General features: G+C 60.1%; 19 protein-coding genes. 14 read left to right on the top strand and 5 right to left on the bottom strand.

The window, feature by feature from the left end; all coding sequences use genetic code 11:
- Nucleotides 1–117: 117 nt before the first annotated feature.
- A complete protein-coding gene (locus tag N645_RS18295) occupies nucleotides 118–3,450 on the top strand; it encodes an EAL domain-containing protein (RefSeq protein ID WP_024460577.1) in 3,333 nt (1,110 codons plus the stop codon).
- A 16-nt stretch (nucleotides 3,451–3,466) separates the two neighbouring features.
- On the opposite strand, the gene N645_RS0105835 is transcribed toward N645_RS18295, so the two are convergent.
- Nucleotides 3,467–4,909 carry a M48 family metalloprotease gene (locus N645_RS0105835; protein ID WP_024460576.1) on the bottom strand — a complete coding sequence of 481 codons (1,443 nt, stop codon included), beginning with the start codon at nucleotides 4,907–4,909 and terminating at the stop codon, nucleotides 3,467–3,469.
- Between the two features lie 155 nt (nucleotides 4,910–5,064).
- Here N645_RS0105835 and N645_RS0105830 point away from each other — a divergent pair, with 155 nt between their 5' ends.
- The 7 genes from N645_RS0105830 to N645_RS0105800 all read left to right on the top strand — a co-directional run bounded on the left by N645_RS0105830 (nucleotide 5,065) and on the right by N645_RS0105800 (nucleotide 16,241).
- Nucleotides 5,065–5,313, top strand: a complete 249-nt coding sequence (locus tag N645_RS0105830; RefSeq protein ID WP_024460575.1) for a sulfurtransferase TusA family protein — start codon at nucleotides 5,065–5,067, stop codon at nucleotides 5,311–5,313.
- A 37-nt stretch (nucleotides 5,314–5,350) separates the two neighbouring features.
- A complete protein-coding gene (locus tag N645_RS0105825) occupies nucleotides 5,351–6,463 on the top strand; it encodes an AI-2E family transporter (protein WP_024460574.1) in 1,113 nt (370 codons plus the stop codon).
- A gap of 38 nt (nucleotides 6,464–6,501) precedes the next feature.
- Complete coding sequence (locus tag N645_RS0105820) at nucleotides 6,502–9,330, top strand: insulinase family protein (protein WP_024460573.1); 2,829 nt, start codon at nucleotides 6,502–6,504, stop codon at nucleotides 9,328–9,330.
- A 205-nt stretch (nucleotides 9,331–9,535) separates the two neighbouring features.
- A complete protein-coding gene (gene aceE / locus N645_RS0105815) occupies nucleotides 9,536–12,187 on the top strand; it encodes a pyruvate dehydrogenase (acetyl-transferring), homodimeric type (protein ID WP_024460572.1) in 2,652 nt (883 codons plus the stop codon).
- Nucleotides 12,188–12,258: 71 nt separating this feature from the next.
- Entirely contained in the window at nucleotides 12,259–14,193 is a 1,935-nt protein-coding gene (gene aceF / locus N645_RS0105810) for a dihydrolipoyllysine-residue acetyltransferase (protein ID WP_024460571.1), read from the top strand.
- A 123-nt stretch (nucleotides 14,194–14,316) separates the two neighbouring features.
- Nucleotides 14,317–15,312, top strand: a complete 996-nt coding sequence (locus N645_RS0105805; RefSeq protein WP_024460570.1) for an alpha/beta hydrolase — start codon at nucleotides 14,317–14,319, stop codon at nucleotides 15,310–15,312.
- Between the two features lie 47 nt (nucleotides 15,313–15,359).
- Nucleotides 15,360–16,241 carry a CHASE domain-containing protein gene (locus tag N645_RS0105800; protein WP_081665891.1) on the top strand — a complete coding sequence of 294 codons (882 nt, stop codon included), beginning with the start codon at nucleotides 15,360–15,362 and terminating at the stop codon, nucleotides 16,239–16,241.
- Here the strand turns inward: N645_RS0105800 and N645_RS0105795 are convergent.
- From N645_RS0105795 to mobA, 4 genes are all read right to left on the bottom strand, one after another.
- A complete protein-coding gene (locus N645_RS0105795; RefSeq protein WP_024460568.1) occupies nucleotides 16,227–16,607 on the bottom strand; it encodes a VanZ family protein in 381 nt (126 codons plus the stop codon). The genes N645_RS0105800 and N645_RS0105795 overlap by 15 nt on opposite strands.
- Before the next feature lie 2 nt (nucleotides 16,608–16,609).
- Complete coding sequence (locus tag N645_RS0105790) at nucleotides 16,610–17,464, bottom strand: universal stress protein (protein WP_024460567.1); 855 nt, start codon at nucleotides 17,462–17,464, stop codon at nucleotides 16,610–16,612.
- Nucleotides 17,465–17,478: 14 nt separating this feature from the next.
- A complete protein-coding gene (locus N645_RS0105785) occupies nucleotides 17,479–18,963 on the bottom strand; it encodes a SulP family inorganic anion transporter (RefSeq protein WP_024460566.1) in 1,485 nt (494 codons plus the stop codon).
- Between the two features lie 278 nt (nucleotides 18,964–19,241).
- A complete protein-coding gene (gene mobA / locus N645_RS0105780; protein WP_024460565.1) occupies nucleotides 19,242–19,874 on the bottom strand; it encodes a molybdenum cofactor guanylyltransferase MobA in 633 nt (210 codons plus the stop codon).
- A gap of 130 nt (nucleotides 19,875–20,004) precedes the next feature.
- Here mobA and pdxH point away from each other — a divergent pair, with 130 nt between their 5' ends.
- Genes pdxH through N645_RS0105750 form a run of 6 tightly spaced genes read left to right on the top strand, consistent with a single transcriptional unit; the run spans nucleotide 20,005 to nucleotide 24,853 of the window.
- On the top strand, nucleotides 20,005–20,649 hold the full coding sequence (gene pdxH, locus N645_RS0105775) for a pyridoxamine 5'-phosphate oxidase (RefSeq protein ID WP_024460564.1): 645 nt from the start codon (nucleotides 20,005–20,007) through the stop codon (nucleotides 20,647–20,649).
- Between the two features lie 2 nt (nucleotides 20,650–20,651).
- Nucleotides 20,652–21,647: an NAD(P)H-quinone oxidoreductase gene (locus tag N645_RS0105770; protein WP_036159897.1), complete on the top strand. Its 996-nt coding sequence runs from the start codon at nucleotides 20,652–20,654 to the stop codon at nucleotides 21,645–21,647.
- The gene (locus tag N645_RS0105765) at nucleotides 21,644–22,852 is read left to right on the top strand and encodes a CaiB/BaiF CoA-transferase family protein (protein ID WP_024460562.1); all 1,209 of its coding nucleotides are present in this window, start codon (nucleotides 21,644–21,646) and stop codon (nucleotides 22,850–22,852) included. Before N645_RS0105770 ends, N645_RS0105765 begins: the two co-directional genes overlap by 4 nt.
- Before the next feature lie 38 nt (nucleotides 22,853–22,890).
- Nucleotides 22,891–23,160: a DUF1653 domain-containing protein gene (locus tag N645_RS0105760; protein WP_024460561.1), complete on the top strand. Its 270-nt coding sequence runs from the start codon at nucleotides 22,891–22,893 to the stop codon at nucleotides 23,158–23,160.
- On the top strand, nucleotides 23,145–23,663 hold the full coding sequence (gene tadA / locus N645_RS0105755) for a tRNA adenosine(34) deaminase TadA (protein ID WP_255327663.1): 519 nt from the start codon (nucleotides 23,145–23,147) through the stop codon (nucleotides 23,661–23,663). The genes N645_RS0105760 and tadA overlap by 16 nt, the downstream gene beginning before the upstream one ends.
- The gene (locus N645_RS0105750) at nucleotides 23,660–24,853 is read left to right on the top strand and encodes an NAD(P)/FAD-dependent oxidoreductase (protein ID WP_024460559.1); all 1,194 of its coding nucleotides are present in this window, start codon (nucleotides 23,660–23,662) and stop codon (nucleotides 24,851–24,853) included. The genes tadA and N645_RS0105750 overlap by 4 nt, the downstream gene beginning before the upstream one ends.
- Nucleotides 24,854–24,999 lie beyond the last annotated feature (146 nt).

The following is a 24,999-nucleotide window of genomic DNA, read 5'->3' as shown; positions in this document are numbered from 1 at the left end:
CGGATGTATGGTGGTTTTTGACGATAGGCGTTGCCTTGAGTGCTCATTCAGCGGGCGTTTTTCGTCTACACTTGGGTCACCCATTATCATTTCGAGTAAAGAGTCGACCTTCAGAACATGCCGCAGGGATACTCCGGTCAGTCCAATGCCGCTCCGCTAACCGGCTCGCTCTCCGATCCTGATTTGGTGGGGTCGGCGCTCAGTGCGTCGGATATCGCCCTGTGGGAGCTCTCGCTGGATGACCGGACGCTGACGCTGTCCGACACGATCTATCGCTTGGTTCCGGAGCTGGGCGAGATCGCCGATGAGACCCAATTACTGGCGCTTATGCCTCCGGCGGATCAATACCTGTTTCAGCAGACGTTTTCCGCGCATCGCCAGGGCGATGGGCCCGCCTCCTGTGAGGTCTGTCTGGCCGGCCTGGCAAGCCAGCCCCGGCTGCGCTTTATGGGGCGTCGGCGGCGGACCGACTCAGGGGATCACTACTGTGTGGGGGCGGTGGTCAGCAGCCAGCATTGGCTGGCCAATCCAGGGCCCGAGTATGTTCAGAGTCTGCTCTCCCGCCTGTTCGCCGAGAGTCCGATCGCCAGCTTTGTCACCGATCCGGACGGGGTAATGCTCGAATGTAATCACGCCCTGGAAGCTCTGCTGCAGATCTCACCCCGTCAGAGTACCGCCGGAATTGGTCGCTACCGGGTATTGCGTGACCGGGTGCTGCAGGCGCGCCCGGATCTGTTGAACCGGGTGCGGCGGGTGTTTCAGCAAGGCGAAATTCAGTGCTTCGACCTGGATTACCCTCTGGCCAATGTGCACCGCAATAAGCTGTTTGCCGAGCAGGAGGTTCCGCTCAGGGTCAGTTTTCTACCGATGCGGGACCGCTACGGTGACGTGACCCGGGTGCTGATTCAGTGTCAGGATCGCAGCGGGGAGCGCAGTGCTCACCAGGAGCTGTTACACCGGGATCAGCTGCTCTACAGCCTGATCAACAACTCGCACAACCTGGTTTCGATCAAGTCACTGGACGGCAAGTACCTGTTGGTCAACGACAGCTTTGCCCGCTGGTTCGGCCGGGATGCCGACGAGCTGTGCGGGCAGACCGACGATGACCTGTTTCCCGCCCCGATTGCGGAGCAGCGACGGGTGCAGGAGCAGGCGCTGCTGGCCGGCGCTTTGCCGGCGGAAATCGAAGAAGTTCTGCCGGGGCCGGACGGGCGACAGTACACCTTTGTCTGCGTGCGTTTCCCCATCGAGGGGCCCGACGGAGCCCAGCGGGGGATCGGCCAGATCATGACCGACATCACCCGTCAGAAAGCCATTGAGCGCAGTCTGCAGAGTCAGCAGCAGGAACTGAGGCTGTTGCTGGATTCCATGCGTGCCGGGATCGGCTATTTCGATCGCTGGGGGTTGGTGAAGGATTTCAATGAGCTTGCCAGAGGCCTGCTCGGGCCCGCGTTGCAGGTGGGCAAAAGTTTTCTCGAAGTCGCCCCTCAGTGGGACAGCCCGGAGGAGCGTCAGCGAGAGTTGATGCAGGTGGTCCGCACGGGTGAGGCCCAGTTGAATTCCGTTGAAAGTGCGCAACGGGACGGGTCGCGTCACTGGTTTTCGGTCGACAAGATTCCGACCAAAAACAATCAGGGCTACGTCAACGGGGTACTGTTGGTGGTCAACGACATTACCGAGAGTGTTCTGCGCGAACGGGCGCTGGCCCAGAGCGAGGCACGCTATCGGGCTTTCATTGCCAACAGCTCCGAGGCCATCTGGCGTTACGATATGACGCCACCGGTGCCCACGGATCTGGCGCCGGATGAACAGGAGGCCGCGATTGTCCGCAGTGCCCGTCTGGCCGAGGGCAACCGGGTGCTGGCCCAGATCATGGGGGCGCCCTCGGTCGAGTCATTGTTGGGCAGCGGTTTGCGGGAAACTGGCTCTAGTCGGTATCGCTTCGATGTCCAACAATTCATTGGCAACGGCTATCAACTGATTGATTATGAAATTGCTCGAAGTGATCCGCGCGGCCGGGGCGATATCCACTTCCAGATTTCCTGTGTCGGTGAAGTCGAAAACGGGGCGCTGTGTCGCGTCTGGGGAACCAGTAAAGACATCACCGCGCGTAAACGGTACGAAGAGAAGCTCGAGTATCAGGCCACCCACGATGCGTTGACCCGACTGCCCAATCGCACCCGTCTGTACCGGGAGATGGAGCGTTGGTTGAAACAGTCGGATGGGCGCAAGGCGGCCCTTTTGCTGATCGATCTGGATCGCTTCAAGGAAATCAACGATACGCTTGGTCACTCCGTGGGCGATCAGTTACTGAGTCAGATTGGTCCAAGGCTGAGTAGCGAAATGGCGGACACCGAGGGGCTGGTGGCCCGCTTGGGCGGCGATGAGTTCGCGATTTTTCTGCCGGATATTCGTCATCACCGACAGGCGCTGGTGTTGGGGCATCGGGTGCTGGATGCGCTGCGCAACGAGTTTGTTATTGAAGGCTACACCACGGAAATCAGCGCCAGTATCGGCATTTCCATGAGTCCGGATCAGGCCAGCGATGTCAGTACCCTGATGCGCTATGCGGATGTCGCCATGTACTGCGCCAAATCGGAAATGACCGGTGTGGCCCTGTACGATGGTGAAAAAGATCCGCACTCTCCTCAGCGACTGTCATTGATCAACGAGCTCGGGCGGGCCATTCGGGACGATCAGTTGTGCCTGCATTTTCAGCCCAAAATCGAACTGCACGGTCAGCGCTGTTATGGCCTGGAGGCGCTGTTGCGCTGGCAACATCCGACACTGGGCATGATTTCACCGGCGGACTTTATCCCCATCGCCGAAGCCACCAACCTGATCCACCCGCTGACCCACTGGGTGTTGAAGCAGAGCATAGCCACCTGTTGTGAATGGCAGCGCGCGGGATTCCCGCTGAGCGTGGCGGTCAATCTGTCCGCGCGGAACCTGATGGACGACACTCTCCCTCGACAGGTGGAGTTGCTGCTTGAAGAATATGGGTTACCGCACTGGGCCCTGGAGCTGGAAATTACCGAAAGCTCGATCATGACCGATCCGCGTCGTGCGATGACCAATCTCGAGCGTCTGCATGAGTTGGGGATCTGTCTGAGTATCGACGATTTCGGAACCGGTTATTCCTCCCTCGCGTACCTGAAACGTTTGCCCGTGCAGACGCTGAAAATCGACTTCTCATTTGTTCGGCAGATGCTCGATGACGAGCAGGACGAAATCATCGTCAAATCGACGATTCATCTGGCCCATAACCTGGGGTTGAACGTGGTGGCCGAAGGGGTGGAGTCCGAGGCGCTGCTGCACCGGCTGCAGGCCCTGGATTGTGATCTCGCCCAGGGCTATCACATCGGCCGACCGATGCCGCAAGCGGCGCTGGAAGCCTGGCTGACGGACTCCCGGTGGGTCGAGCGGCCCTACGCTGCACACCGCAGCTGATAACAGTCCCGTTGCGTTACAGAATTCGCGCCGCTGTGCGCTGCATTTCCTCGACCTGCTTGATGCGCTCTCTTAGCAGAATCCGTGTATGGGTGCTGTCGTCATCTGTGCGTTTGAGGGCATTCTGCAGTTGCTGCAGGGCCTGGCTGTAGGCGCCCACCTGAATGAAATACTCGGCGCGGGCCTCGTGGACCTGCTGAATGTCGCCGGCCAGGCCGCTCACCTCTGCCAACCAATACCACACGGCCGGATCGTCCCGGCGCTGACGGGAAAAACGATTGAGCAGCTCGGTGCTCTGCTCAAACCGGTTGGCTTTCATAAGCGCCAGTGCGTAGTGCATGGTCACCGCATAGTGGTCCGGTTGCGTCTGATGAAGGGCTCTCAAGCGCTCTAATGCCGCCTCATGGCTGCCCCGTTCGGTCGCGAGCTCCGCCGCCAGCAGCTGGTACGTCAGGCGGTCGGGTTCCTCCTCGAGCAGCGGCGCCATAGTGGCCTCGGCGGCGTCAAACTGGCCGGCTCGAATCTGCGCCAGCGCCAGGCCATACCGGCTGGCGGCCAGGGGTTCGCGCTTGGCGTCCAGTTCGCTCTGAAACAGTTGCACCGCCCGCTGCGCCGATTGCTCGTGTTCCACCCGGGTGCGGGCCCTCATCAGGTGGTATTCCAGATTGACCGCGGGCTCTGTGCGGGGCAGGTTCATGGCGCGATTGCGGGTATCGGCAATCCGCCGCTCGGTGACCGGGTGGGTCAGTAGAAACTCGGGGGGACGTTCGGTATAGCGGGTGGCCCGCAGCATGATTTCAAAAATGTCGCTGGCGGCGTTGGGGTCCAGCCCGGCCCGGGCCATGGTCTGCATCCCCAGGCGGTCGGCTTCCTGCTCAAATTGCCGGCTGAAGCGCAACTGGGCGTCCAGTGCAGCGGCCTGGGTGCTCATCATGGCGGCGATGCCCGCGTCCGAGCCGGAAGTGGCGGCCAGGATCAGGCTGCCCAGCAGGGCGGCATAGTAGGGGACGCTCATCTGTTGCTGTTGCTGCAGGCGCCGGGCGTAGTGGCGCTGGCTCAGGTGCGCCAGTTCGTGGGCCAGCACCGAGGCCAGTTGGTGCTCGTTCTCAGCGTAGTTGAGCAAACCGGTATTCACCCCGATAATGCCCCCCGGAGCCGCGAAGGCGTTGATGTTGGGATTCTCAATCACCACCAGTTGCAGGCTGGGGTCCTCCAGCTCGCTGTGCACCGCGAGCTGATTGAGCAGATCCTCCAGGTATTTGACCACTTGGTAATCGGAGGACGTCGGCATCCGACTGCGGTACAATCGCAGCACTTCCCGGCCCAGTTGCTGCTCCTGATAGGGCGAGCTGATTGCCGAACTGGTATCGCCCAACACCGGCAATTGCAGCTCCCGGTTCGCGCTGGCGGTACCTGACAGCAGCATCAGACTCAAGACAAGGGTGACAACATGTTTCACGTCGATTCAGACTCCGGTGTTCTTCCTGTTGCGCACAGTGTAGCCTTGGCCGCACCTGAGGCGCCAGAGGCAGGCCGCGCTTCCGCGCTGGCGTTGCTCCTGAGACCACGGACGCCCGACTCGGTTCAGCCGTTACCGCAAAGCGGGGGGCACCCATGACCGATCGGGAGGGCGCTGCGCCGGTCGTGCTGGAGGTGGATGCCCAGGGGCTGCGCTGCCCTCTGCCGCTGCTCAAGGCAAAGCAGGCACTGCGTGATCTCGCGCCGGGTGAGGCGGTGCGTATCCTGGCGACGGACAGCGGTTCGGTTCGGGACTTTCAGACGTTCGCCACCCTCGCGGGCCATGGGCTGGAGCGGGAAGAATCTCCCGACGGCCTCTACGTCTACATTCTGGTAAAATCCTGACCCGCCTTACGGGTGCTACAGGTCAAAACGGAAACTTATGCTGAAGATTATTCGCCGCTGGATCGATCGCTACTTCTCCGATGAGGAAGCAGTACTGCTGCTGGTATTGCTCGCGGTGGGCCTGGTGGTCATTCTGACCCTCGGTGCCGTGCTGGCGCCCATGATTGCCAGCCTGATCATCGCGTTTTTGATGCAGGGCATGGTGGTCCGGCTGAAATCCTGGAAGGTGCCGCACTGGCTGGCGGTGCTGATCACGTTCATGGTGCTGATGGCCAGCGTGGCGGCCATCATGCTGGGGCTGTTGCCGGTCATCTGGCAACAGTCCACCCGCTTTTTTGCCGAATTGCCGAGGATGCTCCGTGAGTGGCAGGAACTGATGCTGCTTTTGCCCGAGCGCTACCCGAGCCTGATCAGCGAGGCGCAGGTGGAGCAGATGATGTCCGTTACCAGCTCTGAACTGGGTTATGTCGGGCAGTACATTGTCAGCTTTTCCGTATCCAACCTGCCGGTGCTGGCCACGGTGCTCGTCTACTTTGTTCTGGTACCCATTCTGGTGTATTTCTTCCTCAAGGACAGTCAGTCCATCATGCGTTGGTTTGCGGGTTTTCTGCCGGAGAAACGACCACTGATGAGCAAGATCTGGCAGGAGATGAACCAGCAGATTGCCAACTACGTCAGGGGTAAGGCCATCGAAATTGTCATCGTTGGTGCGACCGCTTACGTAGTCTTTGTCCTGTTTGGCCTGAATTACAGCGCCTTGCTGGCGATTGCCGTCGGGTTGTCGGTGCTGGTGCCGTATATCGGCGCGGCGGTCGCCACCATACCGGTGGCGCTGGTGGGTTTCTTTCAGTGGGGCTGGGGCCCGGAGTTCGTGTACCTGTTGGTCGCCTACGGCATCCTGCAGGCTCTGGACGGCAATGTGCTGGTGCCACTGCTGTTTTCCGAAGCGGTCAATTTACATCCGGTGGCCATCATTCTGGCCGTACTGGTTTTCGGGGGCCTGTGGGGATTCTGGGGCGTGTTTTTTGCGATCCCCCTGGCTACGCTGGTCAAGGCGATCCTTTACGCCTGGCCGATCGGCGTCAAGGAGGCGCACAACCAGGAACTGCAGGGACAGGCTTCACATGACACCGAACAAAGCGAGGCATAATGCACGCAGCCGTCCTTCTTCGCCGTTGGAGCCTGACCATGGCTTCCCTGTTGGTAACCACCGTGATGCTGGCAACCCCGGCTCAGGCCGTGACGCCCGTAAAAGGGGATATCGATCACCGGGATTACCGTTACCTGACGCTGGAAAACGGGCTGAAAGTCCTCCTGATTTCGGACCCGCAGGCGGAAAAAGCCGCGGCTTCCCTGGATGTCCATGTGGGCCATCATCAGAATCCGCTGGGGCGCGAGGGGCTGGCGCACTTTCTCGAACATATGCTCTTTCTCGGCACGGAAAAATATCCTGAGCCCGGTGCCTATCCCGCGTTTATCAGTCGTCACGGCGGCAGCCACAACGCCTATACCGCGAGCGAGCACACCAATTATTATTTTGATATCGACCCCGAGTATCTTGAGCCGGCGCTGGATCGCTTTGCACAGTTTTTTGTTGCGCCGCTTTTCAACCCCGAATACGTCGAACGGGAGCGGTTTGCGGTGGAGTCGGAGTACAAGGCCCGCCTGAACGATGATGCCCGACGCATTCAGGATGTCTACCAGGCACTGATGAATCCGGCCCACCCGGCGTCCCGTTTTGGGGTCGGGAATCTCACTACTCTGGCGGATACCGAAGAGCGTCCCCTGCGCAAAGACCTGATCGACTTTTACCAGCGCTACTACTCATCGGACCTGATGTCGCTGGTGGTTCTGGGGCGGGAAAGCCTCGATGAGCTGCAGAAACAGGTGAAGGAACGGTTCAAAGCGGTCCCCACCCAGGAGGTGTCTCTGCCCGAGGCCTACCCTCCGATGTTCGGCAAAGATCAACTGCCATTGCGGGTGTCCATTCAGCCCGAAAAAGACATTCGCCGCCTGTCCCTCCTGTTTCCGCTGCCGGTCAATGCCGACAGCGAGGCCCATAAGCCGCTGCACTATATTGGCCACCTACTGGGGCATGAAGGGGAGGGCAGCTTATTGTCGCTGCTCAAGCAGCTGGGTTGGGCGGAAGGCCTGAGTGCCGGCACCCGGCACCGGGATCGTCACGATGCCCTGTTTCAGGTATCCATCCAGTTGACCGAGCTCGGGGTTCGGGCCGCCGATCAGATTGTGGCTCTGGTGTTTCACTCCATCGAGCAGATTGAGGCCCGGGGGCTGGACGCCTGGCGATACGAAGAGCTCCAGCAGATGGCGAACATCGACTTCCGTTTTCGGGAAGTCAGTGCTCCGATGGACACGGTCCGCGGGCTCGCCTACCGACTGCACCTCTACGAGCCGGAAAACGTGCTCTGGGGGGATTACCGGTATGCAGGCTACGACGCCAAGCTGATCAAGCGATACCTGGGGTACCTGAATAGCGGGAATGTACTGGTGTCCTTGGTCGCTCCCAAGGTAGAGGGGGATGCCCGCTCTCCGTATTACCAGACGCCGTACCAGGTCGAAGAGCAGGCCGTGGAGCAGCCAGAAATCAAGGCCCGCATCCAGAAACAGTTGGTTTTGCCCAAGCCAAATGACTTTATCCCCAGTCGACTGGCTGTCAAGGAGGCGCCGCTGCTCCCCGGACCGGGCGCCTCGGACCAGGCGGAAGCCGGTCTCCCCGAGGCGGTGGTGGACAAGCCGAGAATCAAAGTCTGGTATCAATGGGATCAGGAGTTTGAGGTTCCCAAAACCAGCATGCGCCTGCGGCTCAAGCTACCCCAGGTGGCGGCCGGGGTTGAAGGCGCAGCCAAAGCCGAGCTGTTATCCGAATTGGTACGAGACCAGCTCAATGAATTCGCCTATCCGGCCCAGCTGGCCGGGCTGGATTTCTCGCTGCACCCCAACACCCGGGGCCTGGACATCGAAATCTTCGGTTACAGCAGTCGCCAGAACCTCCTGTTGACCCGCATTGTCGAGGCCTTGCGCAAGGGCCGCTTTGATCAGGACCGCTTTGACGACATCAAACGCAGGGTGGAGCGGCGTTGGCACAACGAAGCGCTCGACACCCCTTACGGCGTGATCGCCAGACAGATACCGCGCCTGCACTTTGAGCCCTATTCGCTTGGGCGGGACAAGCTCCAGGTACTGGAGGGCATTGATCTCGAGGCCATCCACCAGTTCGCCGATTCGGTACTCAAAGACGCCGAGCTGGAAGTGTTGCTATACGGCAACCTGTATCGCCAGGAGGCCGTGCGCCTGGCCGCGTACCTCGAGCATCAATTGCTCGGCGATGTGACGCGCCAGGATCTGGCGCCGGCCCGGGTGTTCCGCCTGAAATCCCAGGGCCCCTGGGTATATGAGCGATCTCTGGAGCACGATGACAGTGTCACCATGCTCTACGTCCAGGGCCTCTCCACTAAGCTGGATGATGTGGCTCATATGCAGCTGGCCCGACGCTTGCTGCAACCGGCATTTTTCCATGAGCTGCGCACCGAGAAACAGCTGGGCTATGTGGCGACGGTGTTTGCCTTACCGCTCAAAGATCAGGAAGGCACCGTGCTGGTGGTCCAGTCGCCCTCGGTTGACAGTGACCGCCTCTGGCGGGAAATGGAGGGCTTCCTGGCTGGCGCCGAAAGCCACCTGAAAGAGGGGTTGGTGGAACAGAAAGCGGCGTTGGTCCGCGAGTTGCGCGAGCCGGCCAAGACCCTATACCAGCAGTCCGTTCGGTACTGGGAGGACCTGATGATGGCGGATACCCGCTTTGATCGGCGCGAACGCCTGGCCCAGGCGGTGGAGGCTGTGACGGCTGAATCCCTGCAGGCTTATTATCGCCAGGTGTTTGCCGATCCCGCCCGGCGCCTGTGGCTGGTGACCGATCGATCGGAAGAGGCCCCGGAGGCGACCCCGATCGACGCCATACCCGATTACCAGAAGGCCCTTGAGGCCCTGAGTTACCCCTGAGTCCGCCGCGCGGCGGCGGACTGGTAAAAAAGGCGTGAATATGTAAGAATTCGCTGATTTTTCGGCTCTACCAATACTGGCCATAACCCTATATAACATCCCACACAAGGGCTCTATGGCGGTGCAGAGACACCTGTTTTCAATTTCCTATTGATTGAACGCAACGATTAGATGTGCCAATGCGTGCACGGCTGAGGAGAATTTAATGCAAGAAGATATCGATGCCCTCGAAACGAGAGAATGGCTGGATGCCCTTGAGTCAGTTGTTCGCCACGCAGGCAAAGAACGGGCCACTTTCCTTCTGAAGCAACTGTCAGAAAATGCGGTAGACCACGGTATTGATCAGCCCTCGGCGATCACCACCCCTTATCGCAACACCATTCCGGTTTCGAAAGAAGTGCAGAGCCCCGGCGATGCCTACATCGAGCGCAAGATTCGCTCCATTATTCGCTGGAACGCCATTGCAATGGTGGTTCGGGCGAACAAGAGTGCCGACGAGTTGGGTGGCCACATTGCCTCCTTCTCCTCAGCTGCAACCCTGTACGAAGTCGGCTTCAACCATTTTTGGCGCGGCAGCGAAGGCGGCAAGCCGGGCGATCTGGTGTACTTCCAGGGCCACAGCTCTCCGGGTATGTACGCCCGCTCCTTCCTCGAAGGTCGCCTGACCGAAGAGCAACTGGACAACTTCCGTCGCGAAGTCGATGGCAAGGGCCTGTCCTCTTATCCGCACCCCTGGTTGATGCCGGATTACTGGCAGTTCCCGACCGTTTCCATGGGTCTCGGTCCGATCAACTCGATTTACCAGGCGCACGTGATGCGCTACCTGGATCAGCGCGGCCTTATTGAAAAGGGCGATCGCAAGATCTGGGCCTTCCTGGGTGACGGTGAGTGTGATGAGCCGGAATCTCTGGGTGCCATTTCTCTGGCGGGCCGCGAGAAGCTCGACAACCTGATTTTTGTCATCAACTGTAACCTGCAGCGCCTGGACGGTCCGGTGCGCGGTAACGGCAAGGTGGTTCAGGAGCTCGAAGGCGTATTCCGCGGTGCCGGTTGGAACGTGGTAAAAGTGCTTTGGGGCGGTGCCTGGGACAAGCTGCTGGAGAAAGACAAAACCGGTCTGCTGCAGAAGCGTATGGACGAAGTGCTCGACGGTGAAATGCAGAACTACAAGGCCAACGGTGGCGCTTACACCCGTGAGCATTTCTTCGGCAAATACCCCGAGCTGCTGGAGTTGGTCAAAGACATGACCGACGACGAAATTCTGCACCTGGCTCGCGGTGGTCACGACGCACACAAGGTGTACAACGCCTACCACAATGCGGTGAATACCAAAGGCCAGCCGACCGTGATTCTGGCCCAGACCGTAAAAGGTTATGGCATGGGTCCGACCGGTGAAGCGGTCAACAATGCGCACCAGGTCAAGAAGCTCGACATCGATGCGCTCAAGACCTTCCGCGACCGTTTCAACATCCCGATCGAAGACAAGGATCTGGAAAAAATCCCGTACTACCGTCCGCCGGAAGACAGCGCGGAAATGCAGTACCTGCACGAGCGTCGCAAGCAGCTCAACGGTTATCTGCCGGCCCGTAAAGCGGATTTCGAAGCCCTGGAAATCCCGGGTCTGGACGCCTTCAGCAAGCAGCTCGAAGGCACCGGCGACCGCACCATCTCCACCACCATGGCCTTTGTGCGCGTACTCAACACGCTGATCAAAGACAAGAAGGTGGGCAATCAAGTGGTACCGATTGTGCCGGACGAAGCCCGTACCTTTGGTATGGAAGGCATGTTCCGCCAGATCGGTATTTACTCGGCCGAAGGCCAGAAGTACACGCCGCAGGATGCCGGTCAGATCATGTACTACAAAGAGGATCAGAAAGGTCAGATCCTCGAAGAGGGCATTAACGAAGCCGGTGCCATGTCCGCGTGGATTGCGGCCGCGACTTCCTACAGCAACAACCACAAGCCGCTGCTGCCGTTCTACATCTACTACTCGATGTTTGGCTTCCAGCGCGTCGGTGATCTGGCCTGGTTGGCCGGTGATGCCCAGGCACGTGGTTTCCTGCTCGGCGGTACCGCCGGCCGCACCACCCTGAACGGCGAAGGCCTGCAGCACCAGGATGGCCACAGCCACATTCTGGCCAACACCATCCCGAACTGCCGCACCTATGACCCGACGTACTCCTACGAGGTCGCGGTGATCGTGCAGGATGGCCTGAAGCGTATGTATCAGGAAAAGGAAAACTGCTACTACTACATCACCCTGATGAACGAAAACTACGTTCATCCGGATATGCCCAAGGGCGCCGAAGAAGGCATCATCAAGGGTATTTATCAGCTCGAAAAAGGCACCAGCAAGAAGAAAAACCGCGTCCAGCTCATGGGCTCCGGTACCATTCTGAATGAAGTGCGTGAAGCCGCCGAAATTCTGCGCAAAGACTTCAGTGTAGAAGCCGACGTCTGGAGTGTTACCAGCGTTAACGAACTGACCCGCGACGGTCAGCGCGCCGCTCGCTGGAACCTGCTGCACCCCGGTGAGAAGCCCCGCAAGGCGTATCTGACCGAGCAGCTGGAAGGACAGGACGGTCCGTTCATCATCGCGACCGACTACATGAAGAACTACTCGGAACAACTGCGTCCCTACGTGCCGGGCGACTACTATGTACTGGGTACCGACGGCTTCGGTCGCAGTGACAGCCGTGAGAAACTGCGTCACTTCTTTGAAGTGGATCGCAACTTCGTTGTGATTGCCGCGCTCAAGTCCCTGGCGGATCAGGGCAAAGTGAAGCCCGAGGTGGTCAGCAAGGCCATCAAGCAGTTTGGTATTGATCCGGACAAGGCCGACCCTCTGACCGTTTAACGAATCGGTACGCCCCGGGGCTGAGTCCCCGGGGTTTTGGGTCGAACACCAAGAATATGTGAGGAGTTACTGTGGCCACAGAAACCATCAAAGTCCCCGATATCGGCGGCTCCGAAGATGTAGAAGTGATTGAGATCAGCGTCTCGGTGGGGGATACCGTCGCCGCTGAAGACACGCTGGTTGTGCTGGAAACGGACAAGGCGTCCATGGACATCCCTTGCCCCAAGGCGGGTAAGGTGACCGCCATCTCCGTCAAAGAGGGCGACAAGGTCTCGGAAGGTTCCGCCATTCTCGAGTTGGAACTGGAAGGCGAGGGCGCCGGTGACGATACCCAGGCCGAGAGCGCCGAATCGTCCGCTTCGGACAACGCTGCAGAGTCCAAGGCATCGCAAGAAGCCCCCAAGGCCTCCGGCGGCAGTGAGATGGACATCCCGGTACCGGACATTGGCGGCTCCGAGGGTGTGGAAGTCATTGAGGTGTGCGTCAAAGCCGGTGATGAGGTCTCCGAAGGGGATTCATTGATCGTGCTGGAAACCGACAAAGCTTCCATGGAAATCCCGGCTCCGGCCAGCGGCACCATCAGCAGCATCGCGTTGAAAGAAGGCGATAAGGTGTCTGAAGGTGACGTCATCGGGAAAATGAAAACCGCCGGTGGCGAAGCCCCCGCGCAGAGCGAGCCGGCGAGCCAGTCCGCTTCAGAAAGTGCCGCTCCGGCCGCGCCTCAGGGCGGTGGTGAGCAGGACATGCCGGTGCCGGATATCGGCGGTGCGGAAGGCGTGGAAGTGATCGAAGTCAGCGTCAAGGCCGGCGATGAAGTGTCCGAAGGCGACACCCTCATCGTGCTGGAAACCGACAAGGCGTCGATGGAAATTCCCGCTCCCGCCTCTGGCAAGATCAAGAGCATTGCTCTGAAAGAAGGCGACAAGGTATCCCAGGGCGACCTGATCGGCGTGATTGAAGCCGAAGGCAGTGCCGCGCCGGCACCGTCCGCCCCGGCCAAAAGCGAAGCGCCCGCCAAGAGCGAGCCGGCGCCCAAAGCCGAGCCGTCTTCTCCGGCCACCGCCACCGGTGCCAGCGCCGAAGTCATCAACAGTGGCGATGTTTACGCCGGCCCCGCCGTGCGTCGACTGGGTCGCCAGTTGGGCGTGGATCTGGCCAAGGTGAAAGGTTCCGGTCCTCGCGGTCGTATCACCAAAGATGATGTGCGCAGCTATGTGAAGAACATTGTCACGGCGTCTCAGTCCGGTGCTGCACCGGCCGCCGGCGGCGGTGCCATTCCGCGTATTCCGCCGATCGACTTCAGCAAGTTTGGTGAAGTCGAAGAAGTGAAGATGAGCAAGATCAAAAAGCTCACCGCGGACAACATGACCCGCAACTGGCTGAATATCCCCCACGTTACCCAGTGGGACGATGCCGATATCACCGATATGGAAGAGTTCCGTAAAGGGCTGAAGACCGAGGCGGAGAAGCGTGGCACCAAGCTCACGCCGCTGCCGTTCCTGCTTAAAGCCTGTGCGGCGGCGCTTGAAGCCGAGCCGAGCTTCAACGTGTCTCTGCATCACGATGGCGAACATATTGTTCAGAAAAAATACGTTCACATCGGTATTGCGGTGGACACCCCGAATGGTCTGGTTGTGCCGGTCATTCGTGACGTCAACAAGAAAGGCTTGTGGCAGTTGACCGAAGAGATCAATACCATGGCCAAGAAGGCGCGCGATGGCAAGCTGACGGCGGCAGAAATGCAGGGCGGTTGCTTTACGATCTCCAGCCTGGGCGCCATGGGTGGCAGCGGCTTTACGCCGATTGTGAATGCCCCGGAAGTCGGCATCCTGGGTGTGTCTCGCGCCCAGATCAAGCCGGTGTGGAATGGCACAGAGTTTGTGCCGCGCAATATGCTGCCAATCTGTCTGTCCTACGATCATCGCGCCATCAACGGTGCCGATGCCGGTCGCTTCTTCACTTTCCTGGCCGGAGCTCTGGCGGACGTGCGTCGCCTGTTGCTCTAAGCGCGAGTGAAGTGTTGCAGTAACAAAAAAGGCCAGCGTTTGCTGGCCTTTTTTGTGTCACTATCGGCACTCATGCAGTGCCAAATCAACCATTCAAAATGATAAAACCAATGAGAGAACACCATGAAACAACTCGCTTCGTTATTTGCCCCCCTGTTTTTACTCGGCTGCGCGCCATCCGTCATCACCGAACCCCCGGTGCCTTTTGAAAACACCTATACGGCGGAAAATACCTATCAAAAGGAAGTGAAGCAGTTCCCGCATATTGAAATCGCCAGTCTCGATACGCCCGACGGAGTACGCGTCGAGCGGGACCTGACTTATGTGCAATACGGTCGGCGGGCGCTGCAACTGGATCTGCATCGGCCAGAGGCGGGGAGCTTTCGTCCGGCCGTGGTTCTGGTGCACGGGGGCGGTTGGCGTTCGGGTTACCGGGAAAACCTGACGCCCCTGGCCAACGCCTTGGCAGAGCGAGGGTTTGTGGTGGCCAATATCAGTTATCGGCTGGCGCCCGAGGCGCGCTTTCCCGCCGCCATTCACGATGTCAAAGCGGCGATTCGGTGGCTGCGCGAGCATGCCGAGGCCTATGGTGTTAACCCGGACCAGATTGCCGTGGGTGGCACCTCCGCCGGCGGGCAGATTGCCAGTCTGACCGGCATTACCGCCGGCGATCCGTATTTCGATCCGCAGCAGGCACACAGCCCGGTATCCAGCGATGTGCAGGCGATTCTGAATATTGATGGTCTGTCTGACTTCACCTCGGAGGAGGCGCGTCACTACGAAGATGATCCGAGCAAGAACCCGTCGTCCGCCGGTTCCTGGTTCGGCGGGCGCTACGCGGAGCAAACCGAGCTCTGGCATAAAGGCTCGCCCATTTACTATGTCCACGCCGATATGCCGCCGATTCTGTTTCTGAATAGTGCCCGGGAACGATTTGGTGTGGGGCGCGATGAAATGATCGCCAAGATGGAACCGCTGGGGATCCGCTATCACGTTCAGCGTTTTGACAATACACCGCATACGTTCTGGCTGTTTGATCCCTGGCTGCAACCCACAGCGGATGAAGTGTCCGCCTTCCTTCGCGGGATCTGGGGCGGCACTGGCACCACGTCAGAGTGAAGCGTATGATGGCGTAGCGTCGTTTATGAAATGGAGGTAATTCCGGTTTGAGTCCATCGTCCGGAAAACGGTCCCCCCTGATTTTGCCCGCACTGGTGTTTTTGTTGGTAATCGGTGTGGTGGAAGGGGTGATCTTCGCATACAAGGGGAAGCTCCACAGCGATCAGCGCTTTCAAGCCGTGACCTTCGCTGCCGACCTGCGCGCCAACGCCGAGCGCGAGCTGAACAATGTGCTTTATCTCACCCGTGGCCTGAGCAGTTACTTTTCCGTGCGTCACGACTCCCTGGAGCGTGAAGAGATCCTCAATATTCTGCGGGTGGCCTACCAGACCAGCCCGGTCATCCGGAATTTCGGTGTGGCCGTGGACTACCAGTTGAGCTATGTCTATCCCGCCGAAGGCAATCAGGCGGCCATCGGCCTGGATTACCGCGAGCTCGAGACCCAGTGGCCGGACGTCAAAAGGGCGGTAGAGCAACGCGAGCCGGTGCTGTCCGAGGGTGTGAAGCTGATCCAGGGCGGTGAGGCTTTTGTCTACCGTGACCCTATTTATGTGGACGACGTCTATTGGGGGCTATTGTCCACGGTGATTGATGCCGAGCCCCTGTTGGACGCCATGTTCGGGGTGATGGATCGGGACAGTCGCCATCGGTTTGCGGTGCGGGTCAACCGCCCGGGGAATTCCGTGTCCCTGTGGGGCGACGAGGCGCTGTTTGAGGACGAGGATGTGGTGCGCCTGGGCTCTGAACGTGGCTGGGAGTTCGCGGTGCAGACCCGCTCTCAGGATGCGCACTGGCTACCGATCTTCGTGTTGCGGATATTCGGTTGGGTGTTGGCATTGGTGACCGGGTTGGGCACCTATTCGGCCTTGCTGCATCGACGCCAGCGACTGACCCAGGGGGCCCGAGGTCAGGAATCAGCGTTCGAGTAAGGCGCGGCTCAGGTTGGGAGCGAGCCGGCGGGCCAGCTCGGCCGAGCCAATACCCAAAAGGGCGCCGCTGACATTGGCCAGAATATCGCCGAGGCTGAAGGTGCGCGGCGGCAAAAAATGCTGGATCACTTCAATACCCGTCGAGTACACCACCAACACCAGAAGACGCTGCCACACCGGCCAGCCCGGCAGGGCGACGGTGATTGACCAGCCGGCAACACCATAACCGAGAAAGTGCATCAGCTTGTCGTTGTATTGCGGAATATGGGGGCCAGAGGCGGTGGTCAGCCCGAAATAGGTGAAGATCGCCAGCAGCAGAACGAACTGCCACCGGCACAGCGGCCGCCACCACTCCGGAACGGTCATACTCAGCGCAGCACCATCAGTGAGATGCGGGTTTTGCTGATCATGTGAGTGGTGGTGCTGCCCACAATCAGCTGACGAATACGCGAATGGCCGTAGGCGCCCATGATCAGCAGATCGATATTGTGGGTGTGCTGATACTCTTCCAGAACGGTTTCCGGGTCACCGGCGATGATGGTGCCCTGGGTCTCGAAACCGGCCTCGATCAGCTTGTTCTTGGCCCAGTCCAGTTGTTCGCGGTTGCTGTCCACGTCCGCACCGACCGTGACCAGGTGAATGGGAATGCCTTTGAACAGCGGGCTGGCCGCCACCATATCCACACCTTTGCGGGTGGTGGCACTGCCGTCAAAGGCAAACATGATCGCCTTGGGCGGTTCAAAACTTTGCTGGGCAATGAGAATCGGCCGGTGCAGGGTGCGGATGATCTGTTCCAGGTGACTGCCGATATGGCCATGGGCCGAGGCGGTGTCCGCGCCGCGCTTGCCCACCACCAGCATCCGCGTTTCGGTTTCCAGCTCGGCCAGAGCGCTCACCAGTTCGCCGTGACGCTGGCGGGTTTCCACCTCGTTCACACCTTTCTGCTCCACCCGTTCACGGGCAGCCTTGAGCATCAGTCGGCCGTGTTCCATGGCCACTTTGGAGCGCTGCTCGTCCAGGCTGGCGAGCTCTTCCAGCAGCGCCTCCTGAGAGCCAAAGCCGATGCTGCCGCTCAGGTTCTGCTTCCTGCCCTGGGTGGGCTCGTCCAGCACGTGCACCAGGCTCAGCGGTGCGTCCATTCGCTGGGCGGACCAGGCCGCGTAATCACAGACGGATTCGGCGTACTGAGAGTCATCGATACAGGCAATCACTTTGTTGTGCATACTCTTTCTCTCGGTTAGTGGCCCATCAGGCGTTCAACAGCGTCCGGCTTGTCGTGCACGGCAAATCGGTCCACCAGCGTGGCACTGGCTTCGTTCAGGCCAATCAACTCCACATCGGTCCCTTCACGGCGGAACTTCAGCACCACTTTATCGAGGGAGCTGATCGCCGTAATGTCCCAGAAGTGGGCGCGGTGCAGGTCGATAGTAACCTGTCCGATCGCCTCTTTAAAATCGAACCCGTCAACAAATTGTTCGGCGGAGGTGAAGAACACCTGGCCGACCACATGATAGGTGCGGTGTTCGCCATCCTCGGAAAGGTTGGAGCCAATATACAGAATGTCGCCCACCTTGCGGGCGAAGAACAGCGCGCTCAACAGCACGCCCACCAACACGCCGAGTGCCAGGTTATGGGTGGCGACCACCACAGCCACGGTGCTGACCATGACGATACTGGAGCTCTTGGGATTGTCTTTCAGGTTTTTGACCGACGACCAACTGAAAGTACCAATCGACACCATGATCATGACCGCTACCAGAGCGGCCATGGGAATGGCCGCGACCCACTGGTCCAGAAACACCACCATAATCAGCAGCACGACCCCGGCGGTCAGGGTGGAGAGGCGGGTGCGACCACCGGATTTCACGTTGATCACCGACTGGCCGATCATGGCGCAACCGGCCATACCACCCAGCAGGCCGGAGCCGATATTGGCGGTACCCTGGCCGATACACTCACGATTTTTGTTACTCGGGGTATCGGTCAGATCGTCCACGATGGTGGCAGTCATCATGGACTCCAGCAGGCCGACCACTGCCAGGGTGATCGAGTAAGGGAAAATGATCTGCAGGGTTTCAAAGTTCAGCGGCACATCCGGCCACAAAAATACCGGCAGGCTGTCCGGCAGCTCGCCCATATCGCCCACGGTGCGAATGTCCATACCCAGGTACACGGCGATCCCGGTCAGAACAATGATGCACACCAACGGGGACGGCACGGCTTTGGTCAGCAGCGGAAACAGATAGATGATACCGAGGCCCGCCGCGAGCATGAGATACACCGGGAGGGTAGCATTTTGCCCGGTGATTTCCGGCAACTGCGCCAGGAAAATCAGGATCGCCAGGGCATTCACAAAACCGGTCACCACCGAGCGGGAGACAAACCGCATCAGTGCCCCCAGCTTTATGATCCCGGCAATGATCTGAAAGACCCCGGTTAGTAACGTGGCGGCGAGCAGGTATTCCAGCCCATGCTCCTTCACCAGCGTCACCATCAGTAGTGCCATGGCGCCGGTGGCGGCGGAAATCATGCCCGGTCGGCCACCCACAAACGCCGTGACCACGGCGATACAGAAAGAGGCGTACAGGCCGACCTTGGGGTCGACTCCGGCAATGATGGAGAAGGCGATGGCCTCGGGAATCAGCGCCAGCGCCACCACAATGCCGGCGAGGCTGTCACCTTTGGGGTTCGAGAACCATTCCTGTCGAATGTTTGCGAGCATAAGTATCTTCCAGCAGTTCGAAGTCAATACCGTGGACGGCTGCGCAGGGCGGGCGTCACCGATGGTTTTGAAAAGAGAAAACCGGCTGGCAAACCGGCCGATACACGGCGGTTTACCAGTGAACTGGACGGGCAACGGGAATTTCCGAGGGCCAACCTTCAGGGCCGAATGCCCCGGGGGTCAACTGCCAAGTCGCGAGACCGGTGGCTTGGTTTGAAGGCGGCGGAGTATACCGGAAAGGGGCCCGTATTGCACGGGCTGGGCCTGGGTAACAGGGGCTAGCGGGCGCGGTCGGTCAGAGGCAGTAGCGCCTCGGCATCGTACAGATCCTGAGGGCGGTTGATGTTGAAAAACGGGTCGTAGCCGGTCTGCTCAAAGGTCACCGATTCGGCGTTCTGTTCCCGCGCCCAATCCTGCAGTCGCGGTGTCTGGTCCGATTGCAGCGCCTCACGAATGGCCGGCAATAGGGAGCGGTGCCACAGCCCGAAGATCGGATGGGTCTGCTCGCCGGAGCGGGCCAGGACCAGAGACGCATCGGTCTCCTGCGCCTGGCGGTACAATTCGCTGACCAGATTGTCCGGGAAAAACGGCGTGTCGCTGGCAAAGCTGGCCAGCCACTGTTGCTCCGGGCGATGGTTTTCCAGCCACTGCAGGCCGGCGTGAATGCCCGCCAGAGGGCCGGGAAAATTGGGATACTCGTCTGACAGGACCGTCAGTCCGCTGCGGGTAAACCGCAGATGGTTGCCATTGGCGTTGAGTAGCAGCTCGGTTACCTGGGGTCTGGCTTTGGCAATCGCCCGCTGGAGCAGGGTCTGGCCGCCCAGTGGCAGCAGGCACTTATCGCCGCCGCCCATGCGGCGGGCGAGTCCTCCGGCGAGGATAATGCCCAGAATCGGGGATCTGTCGTTCATAATCTCTGGTTAACGGTGTCGGGTTTTACCAGTACTATACGCGGTAAGAGATTGAACGCGCGACTGTTTCATGTCGATTTTTTTAACGGTTCCGCATCGGCGGAGTCGGTTTTCACCGGGAGTCTTGAGTATGGGTCTTGATTTGCAGAGTCTGCGCCGGGAGTACTTGCGCGGTGGTTTGAACCTGGAAGATTTGAGCGCCAGCCCCATTGATCAGTTTGAAGTCTGGATGGAGCAGGCGGTGAAGGCGGAGATTCCCGACCCCACGGCCATGGTGCTCGCCTCCGCCTCCCCGGACGGGCAGCCTTCCCAGCGTATCGTGCTGCTCAAAGGGCTGGATTCCGACGGCTTCGTGTTCTACACCAACCGCACCAGCCGCAAGGGGCGCGAGCTGGCCGCCAACCCCAAAGTCAGCCTGCACTTTCCCTGGCACACCCTGGAGCGTCAGGTGGATGTCTGCGGTATCGCTGAACCACTGTCGGCGGAGGAGTCCGAGCGCTATTTCCACTCCCGCCCCCGGGAAAGCCAACTCTCCGCCTGGGCGTCCCACCAGAGCCGCCCGGTCGAATCCCGCGAAGCACTGATGGCCCATTTTCGTGAACTGGAACAGCGTTTTGAGGGGCAGGACATCCCGCTGCCGGATTTCTGGGGCGGCTACCGGGTGCGTCCCCAGCAGATGGAATTCTGGCAGGGGGGCGCCCATCGGCTGCATGACCGGTTCGAGTACAACCTGCAGCCCGACGGCAACTGGACCATCGACCGGCTGGAGCCCTGAATATGCCGGGCCCAGCCACCATGCGTTACATCCACCACAGTGCCACCGGTGCGCCCTCCGTACTGGCCCTGACCGAAGGCCCGGTACCCGAGCCCAGCGCCCATGAAGTGTTGATTCAAGTGGCCGCCGCCGGGGTAAACCGCCCCGACGTATTGCAACGACAGGGACTCTACCCGCCGCCGGAAGATGCCTCCCCGGTGCTGGGGCTGGAAGTCTCGGGAACCGTCGTCGCGGTCGGCGAGGGCGTTCAGCGCTGGCAGTTGGGCGACCGGGTCTGCGCCCTGGTCAACGGCGGCGGCTACGCCGAATACGCCATCGCCCCGGCAGATCAATGCTTACCGGTGCCCGAGGGGCTAGACCTGGAAGACGCCGCCGCACTGCCGGAAACCCTGTTCACCGTCTGGCACAACCTCTGGCAGCGGGCCCGGCTGCAGCCGGGCGAAACCCTGCTGATCCACGGCGGCGCCAGTGGCATCGGCACCACCGCCATCCAACTGGCCAAGGCCCTGGATCACCGCGTCATCGTGACCGCCGGCAGCCCTGAAAAATGCGAGGCTTGCCTGGCGCTAGGAGCCGACCGGACGATCAACTACCGCGAAGAGGATTTTGTCACCGAAGTCAAAGCCTTCACCGACGGCCAGGGCGCCGATGTGATTCTGGACATGGTCGGCGGCGACTACGTCCAGCGCAATATCAAAGCAGCGGCCAAAGAAGGGCGCATCGTCAATATCGCTTTTCTAAACGGCAGCAAAGTCGAGGTAGACTTGATGCCGCTAATGCTCAAACGCCTGACCCTGACCGGCTCGACACTAAGAGCCCAGAGCACCGAAGCCAAAGCCGGCATCGCCCGAGAACTGGAACAACGCGTCTGGCCCCTGATCGCCCTCGGACGAGTAAAACCCTTGATAAACCATCGCTTTGCACTAAGTGACGCCCAGAAAGCCCACGAACTAATAGAATCCAACACCCTGATCGGCAAAGCCGTTATCAACCTATGACAAACACCACCCCCCACCGCCCCCTCGAAGGCATCCGCGTCATCGAACTCGGCCAACTCATCGCCGGCCCCTTCGCCGGCTGCATGCTCGCCTACTTCGGCGCGGAGGTCATCAAAATCGAACCCCCGGGCAAAGGCGACGCCCTACGTGGTTGGCGCGTGGTAGAAGACGGCACCTCCCTCTGGTGGCGCAGCCTGGGCCGCAACAAAAAAAGCGTGACCCTGGACCTCAAACAGGACAAAGGCCGGGACATCGCCCGGCAACTGATCGACAGCGCCGACGTCCTGATCGAAAACTTCCGACCCGGCGTGATGGAAAACTGGGGCCTCGGCCCCGACGTCATCAAGCAAAGCAACCCGGCGCTGGTCTACTGCCGGATCTCCGGTTTCGGTCAGACCGGCCCCTATGCCAAAAAACCCGGCTTCGCCTCGGTCTGTGAAGGCATGAGCGGCTTCCGCTACGTCAACGGCCACCCGGACCAGGCACCGGTGCGCCCGAACCTGAGTATTGGTGATACCATCGCCGGTCTGCACGCGGCGCTGGGCATTACCCTGGCGCTGTTCGAGCGCGAGCGCCAGCCGGGCGGGGAAGGTCAGGTGGTGGATGTGGCCCTGTACGAAGCCATGTTCAATCTGATGGAAGCGGTGGTGCCGGAATACGACGGCGCCGGTGTGATTCGCGAGCCCTCGGGCACCACCGTCACCGGCATTGTGCCCACCAACACCTACCGGTGTCAGGATGGCAAATACGTGGTGATCGGCGGCAACGGCGACTCCATTTTCCAGCGCCTGATGCGCGCGGCGGACCGGCCGGAGATGGCGGAAGATCCACGCATGGCCACCAACGCCGGGCGCGTCGAATGCGTGGAAGAAATCGATGGTGCACTGTCCGATTGGTGTGGTTCCCTCGAATCCACCGAGGTTCTGGCCAAACTCGAAGCGGCGCGGGTGCCCTCGGGCCCGATCTACAATGTCGCGGATATGATGGCCGACCCGCACTTTCAGGCGCGGGGCCTGTTTGAGCAGGTCGAGATCAATGGCAAGCCGCTGAAAATCCCGGCGATGATGCCGCGCCTGGACAGCACCCCCGGCGGAACCAACTGGCCGGGCCCCGAAGTGGGCCAACACACCGACGGGGTATTGCAGGACGCTTTGGGCCTGAGTGCGGAAGACTTGAGTGATTTGCGCGAACAGGGCATTGTGTAGCGGCCCGATACGACGCCCGATAGAACGAGTAATCTGTTATGAACAAAACCGAAGAACGACCCGACGAGCCGCTCAAGCCCGGCCGCTATCGCCACTACAAAGGCAAGGACTATCAGGTACTGGAAGTAGCCACCCACAGTGAAACCGGGGAGGCCATGGTGGTCTATCGTTGCCTCTACGGCGACTACAGCCTCTGGGTCCGGCCGCTGTCCATGTTTAACGAATCGGTGGAAGTGGCGGGGGAAACCGTGCCGCGTTTTGCCTATGTGGAACCCATGGAAAAGGATCACCTGTGGGCAGGACAGTAACAGCGGACGACCTGAACGCGCGGGACGAACACTGGATGCAGCGCGCCCTGGCGTTGGCGGAGCAGGGTGCGCAGCGGGGCGAAGTGCCGGTCGGTGCCGTGTTGGTCCGCGACGATGAAGTGCTAGGTGAAGGCTTCAATCAGCCCATCGGCGCTCAGGACCCCACCGCCCATGCCGAAGTGGTGGCGCTGCGTCAGGCCGCCACAGCGGAGCAGAACTACCGCCTGCCGGATACCACCCTTTATGTGACCCTCGAGCCCTGCACCATGTGCATCGGCGCCCTGATTCACGCCCGCGTCGCGCGCTTGGTCTACGGCACCACCGAACCCAAAGCCGGTGTGGTTGAAAGCCGCAATAAACTGGCGCAGACGGACTACTACAACCACTGGCTGGAAGTGCAGGGCGGCGTACTCGCCGAGGCCTGCCAGCAGCAACTGACCGAATTTTTCCGCCAGCGCCGAGCCGAGGCCAAGGCGCGCAAGCAGGCGCAAAACCCTTTATGAAATATTACGACTGCGTGATTATCGGCGGCGGCGCCGCCGGCCTGATGTGTGCCGCCACCGCCGGATTTCGCGGGCGAAGCGTGGCGGTGCTGGACCACGCCAACAAAGTGGGCAAAAAAATCCTGATGTCCGGTGGTGGGCGCTGTAATTTCACCAACTACGATGTCTCGCCGGAGAACTTCATTTCCGACAATCCCCACTTCTGCATCTCCGCCCTGCGCCGGTACACCCCCTACGACTTTCTGGCGTTGGTGCAGCGTTACGATCTCCAGTATCACGAAAAAGCGCTGGGGCAATTATTTTGTGATCACAAGTCCCGGGATATTCTCGACATCCTGTTGGCCGAGTGCGACCGAGCGGGCGTGAGCATCCAGACCCGCTGCGCCATTGAATCAATCGAGAAAGCCGACAGCGGCTTTACCTTGACCACAACCAACGGCGGTGTGCAGTGTGAATCCCTGGTGATCGCCACCGGCGGCCTGTCCATTCCCACCATGGGCGCCACCGGCTTCGGTTATCAGATCGCCAAACAGTTCGGCCTGCCGATCACCGAGCGGGAAGCAGCACTGGTACCCTTCACCCTGAGCGGCCAATGGCTGGAGATTGCCCGCTCGCTCTCGGGCGTGTCACTGCCGGTGACGGTCGAGTGTGGCGAGCAGCGCTTTGCCGAAGCCCTGCTTTTCACCCACCGAGGCCTGAGTGGCCCGGCCATCTTGCAGATTTCCAACTACTGGCACCGTCAGGAAGCCATCACCATCGACTTCCTGCCCGGAGAAGCTCTCGGGGAACTGCTGAACCAATGGCGCTCCGACGGCCAAAAAACCACCCTCAAAAATCGCCTGTCCCGCCACCTCCCCAAGCGCTTTGTAGAAACCTGGCTGGAGCTGCCCATCTTCCCGAGCGGCCTACAGGACAAACCACTGGCGGAGTGGAGCCGCGCCGACATGGACGCCCTGTGCGAAGGCTTCCACCGCTGGCAGATCGTCCCGCCGGGAACCGAAGGCTACCGCACCGCGGAAGTCACCCGCGGCGGGGTGGACACCCAGGCGGTGTCCTCCAAGACCTTTGAGGCAAGAGCAGTGCCGGGGCTGTACTTTATCGGTGAAGTGCTCGACGTGACCGGTTGGCTGGGGGGATACAACTTCCAGTGGGCTTGGGCCAGTGGGTACTGTGCAGGGCGGGTGATTTGAAGATTTAAAGCTCATATTTGAATTTCTGAAAAATTAGTGCACACTTTACATTCAGGCGGTTAACGCTTTTTTGACCCGATAAAATAAAATTTAGAAAAATCAATGGCTTACTGAAATTGGTTAAAGGTAAGCGTGCCGCAGGTCGG

Source organism: Marinimicrobium sp. LS-A18 (assembly GCF_000463525.1).
Classification (GTDB): Bacteria; Pseudomonadota; Gammaproteobacteria; order Pseudomonadales; family Cellvibrionaceae; genus Marinimicrobium; species Marinimicrobium koreense.
Note: the sequence above shows the minus strand (reverse complement) of the source record. Positions and strands in the feature narration are given on the sequence as shown.

Bases quoted from the DNA above. Each gene is read 5' to 3' on its own strand.
- N645_RS18295 (WP_024460577.1), top strand. From the start codon at position 118: ATGCCGCAGGGATACTCCGGTCAGTCCAATGCCGCTCCGCTAACCGGC.
- N645_RS0105830 (WP_024460575.1), top strand. From the start codon at position 5,065: ATGACCGATCGGGAGGGCGCTGCGCCGGTCGTGCTGGAGGTGGATGCC.
- N645_RS0105825 (WP_024460574.1), top strand. From the start codon at position 5,351: ATGCTGAAGATTATTCGCCGCTGGATCGATCGCTACTTCTCCGATGAG.
- N645_RS0105820 (WP_024460573.1), top strand. From the start codon at position 6,502: ATGGCTTCCCTGTTGGTAACCACCGTGATGCTGGCAACCCCGGCTCAG.
- aceE (WP_024460572.1), top strand. From the start codon at position 9,536: ATGCAAGAAGATATCGATGCCCTCGAAACGAGAGAATGGCTGGATGCC.
- N645_RS0105805 (WP_024460570.1), top strand. From the start codon at position 14,317: ATGAAACAACTCGCTTCGTTATTTGCCCCCCTGTTTTTACTCGGCTGC.
- N645_RS0105795 (WP_024460568.1), bottom strand. From the start codon at position 16,607: ATGACCGTTCCGGAGTGGTGGCGGCCGCTGTGCCGGTGGCAGTTCGTT.
- N645_RS0105790 (WP_024460567.1), bottom strand. From the start codon at position 17,464: ATGCACAACAAAGTGATTGCCTGTATCGATGACTCTCAGTACGCCGAA.
- N645_RS0105785 (WP_024460566.1), bottom strand. From the start codon at position 18,963: ATGCTCGCAAACATTCGACAGGAATGGTTCTCGAACCCCAAAGGTGAC.
- mobA (WP_024460565.1), bottom strand. From the start codon at position 19,874: ATGAACGACAGATCCCCGATTCTGGGCATTATCCTCGCCGGAGGACTC.
- pdxH (WP_024460564.1), top strand. From the start codon at position 20,005: ATGGGTCTTGATTTGCAGAGTCTGCGCCGGGAGTACTTGCGCGGTGGT.
- N645_RS0105770 (WP_036159897.1), top strand. From the start codon at position 20,652: ATGCCGGGCCCAGCCACCATGCGTTACATCCACCACAGTGCCACCGGT.
- N645_RS0105765 (WP_024460562.1), top strand. From the start codon at position 21,644: ATGACAAACACCACCCCCCACCGCCCCCTCGAAGGCATCCGCGTCATC.
- N645_RS0105760 (WP_024460561.1), top strand. From the start codon at position 22,891: ATGAACAAAACCGAAGAACGACCCGACGAGCCGCTCAAGCCCGGCCGC.
- N645_RS0105750 (WP_024460559.1), top strand. From the start codon at position 23,660: ATGAAATATTACGACTGCGTGATTATCGGCGGCGGCGCCGCCGGCCTG.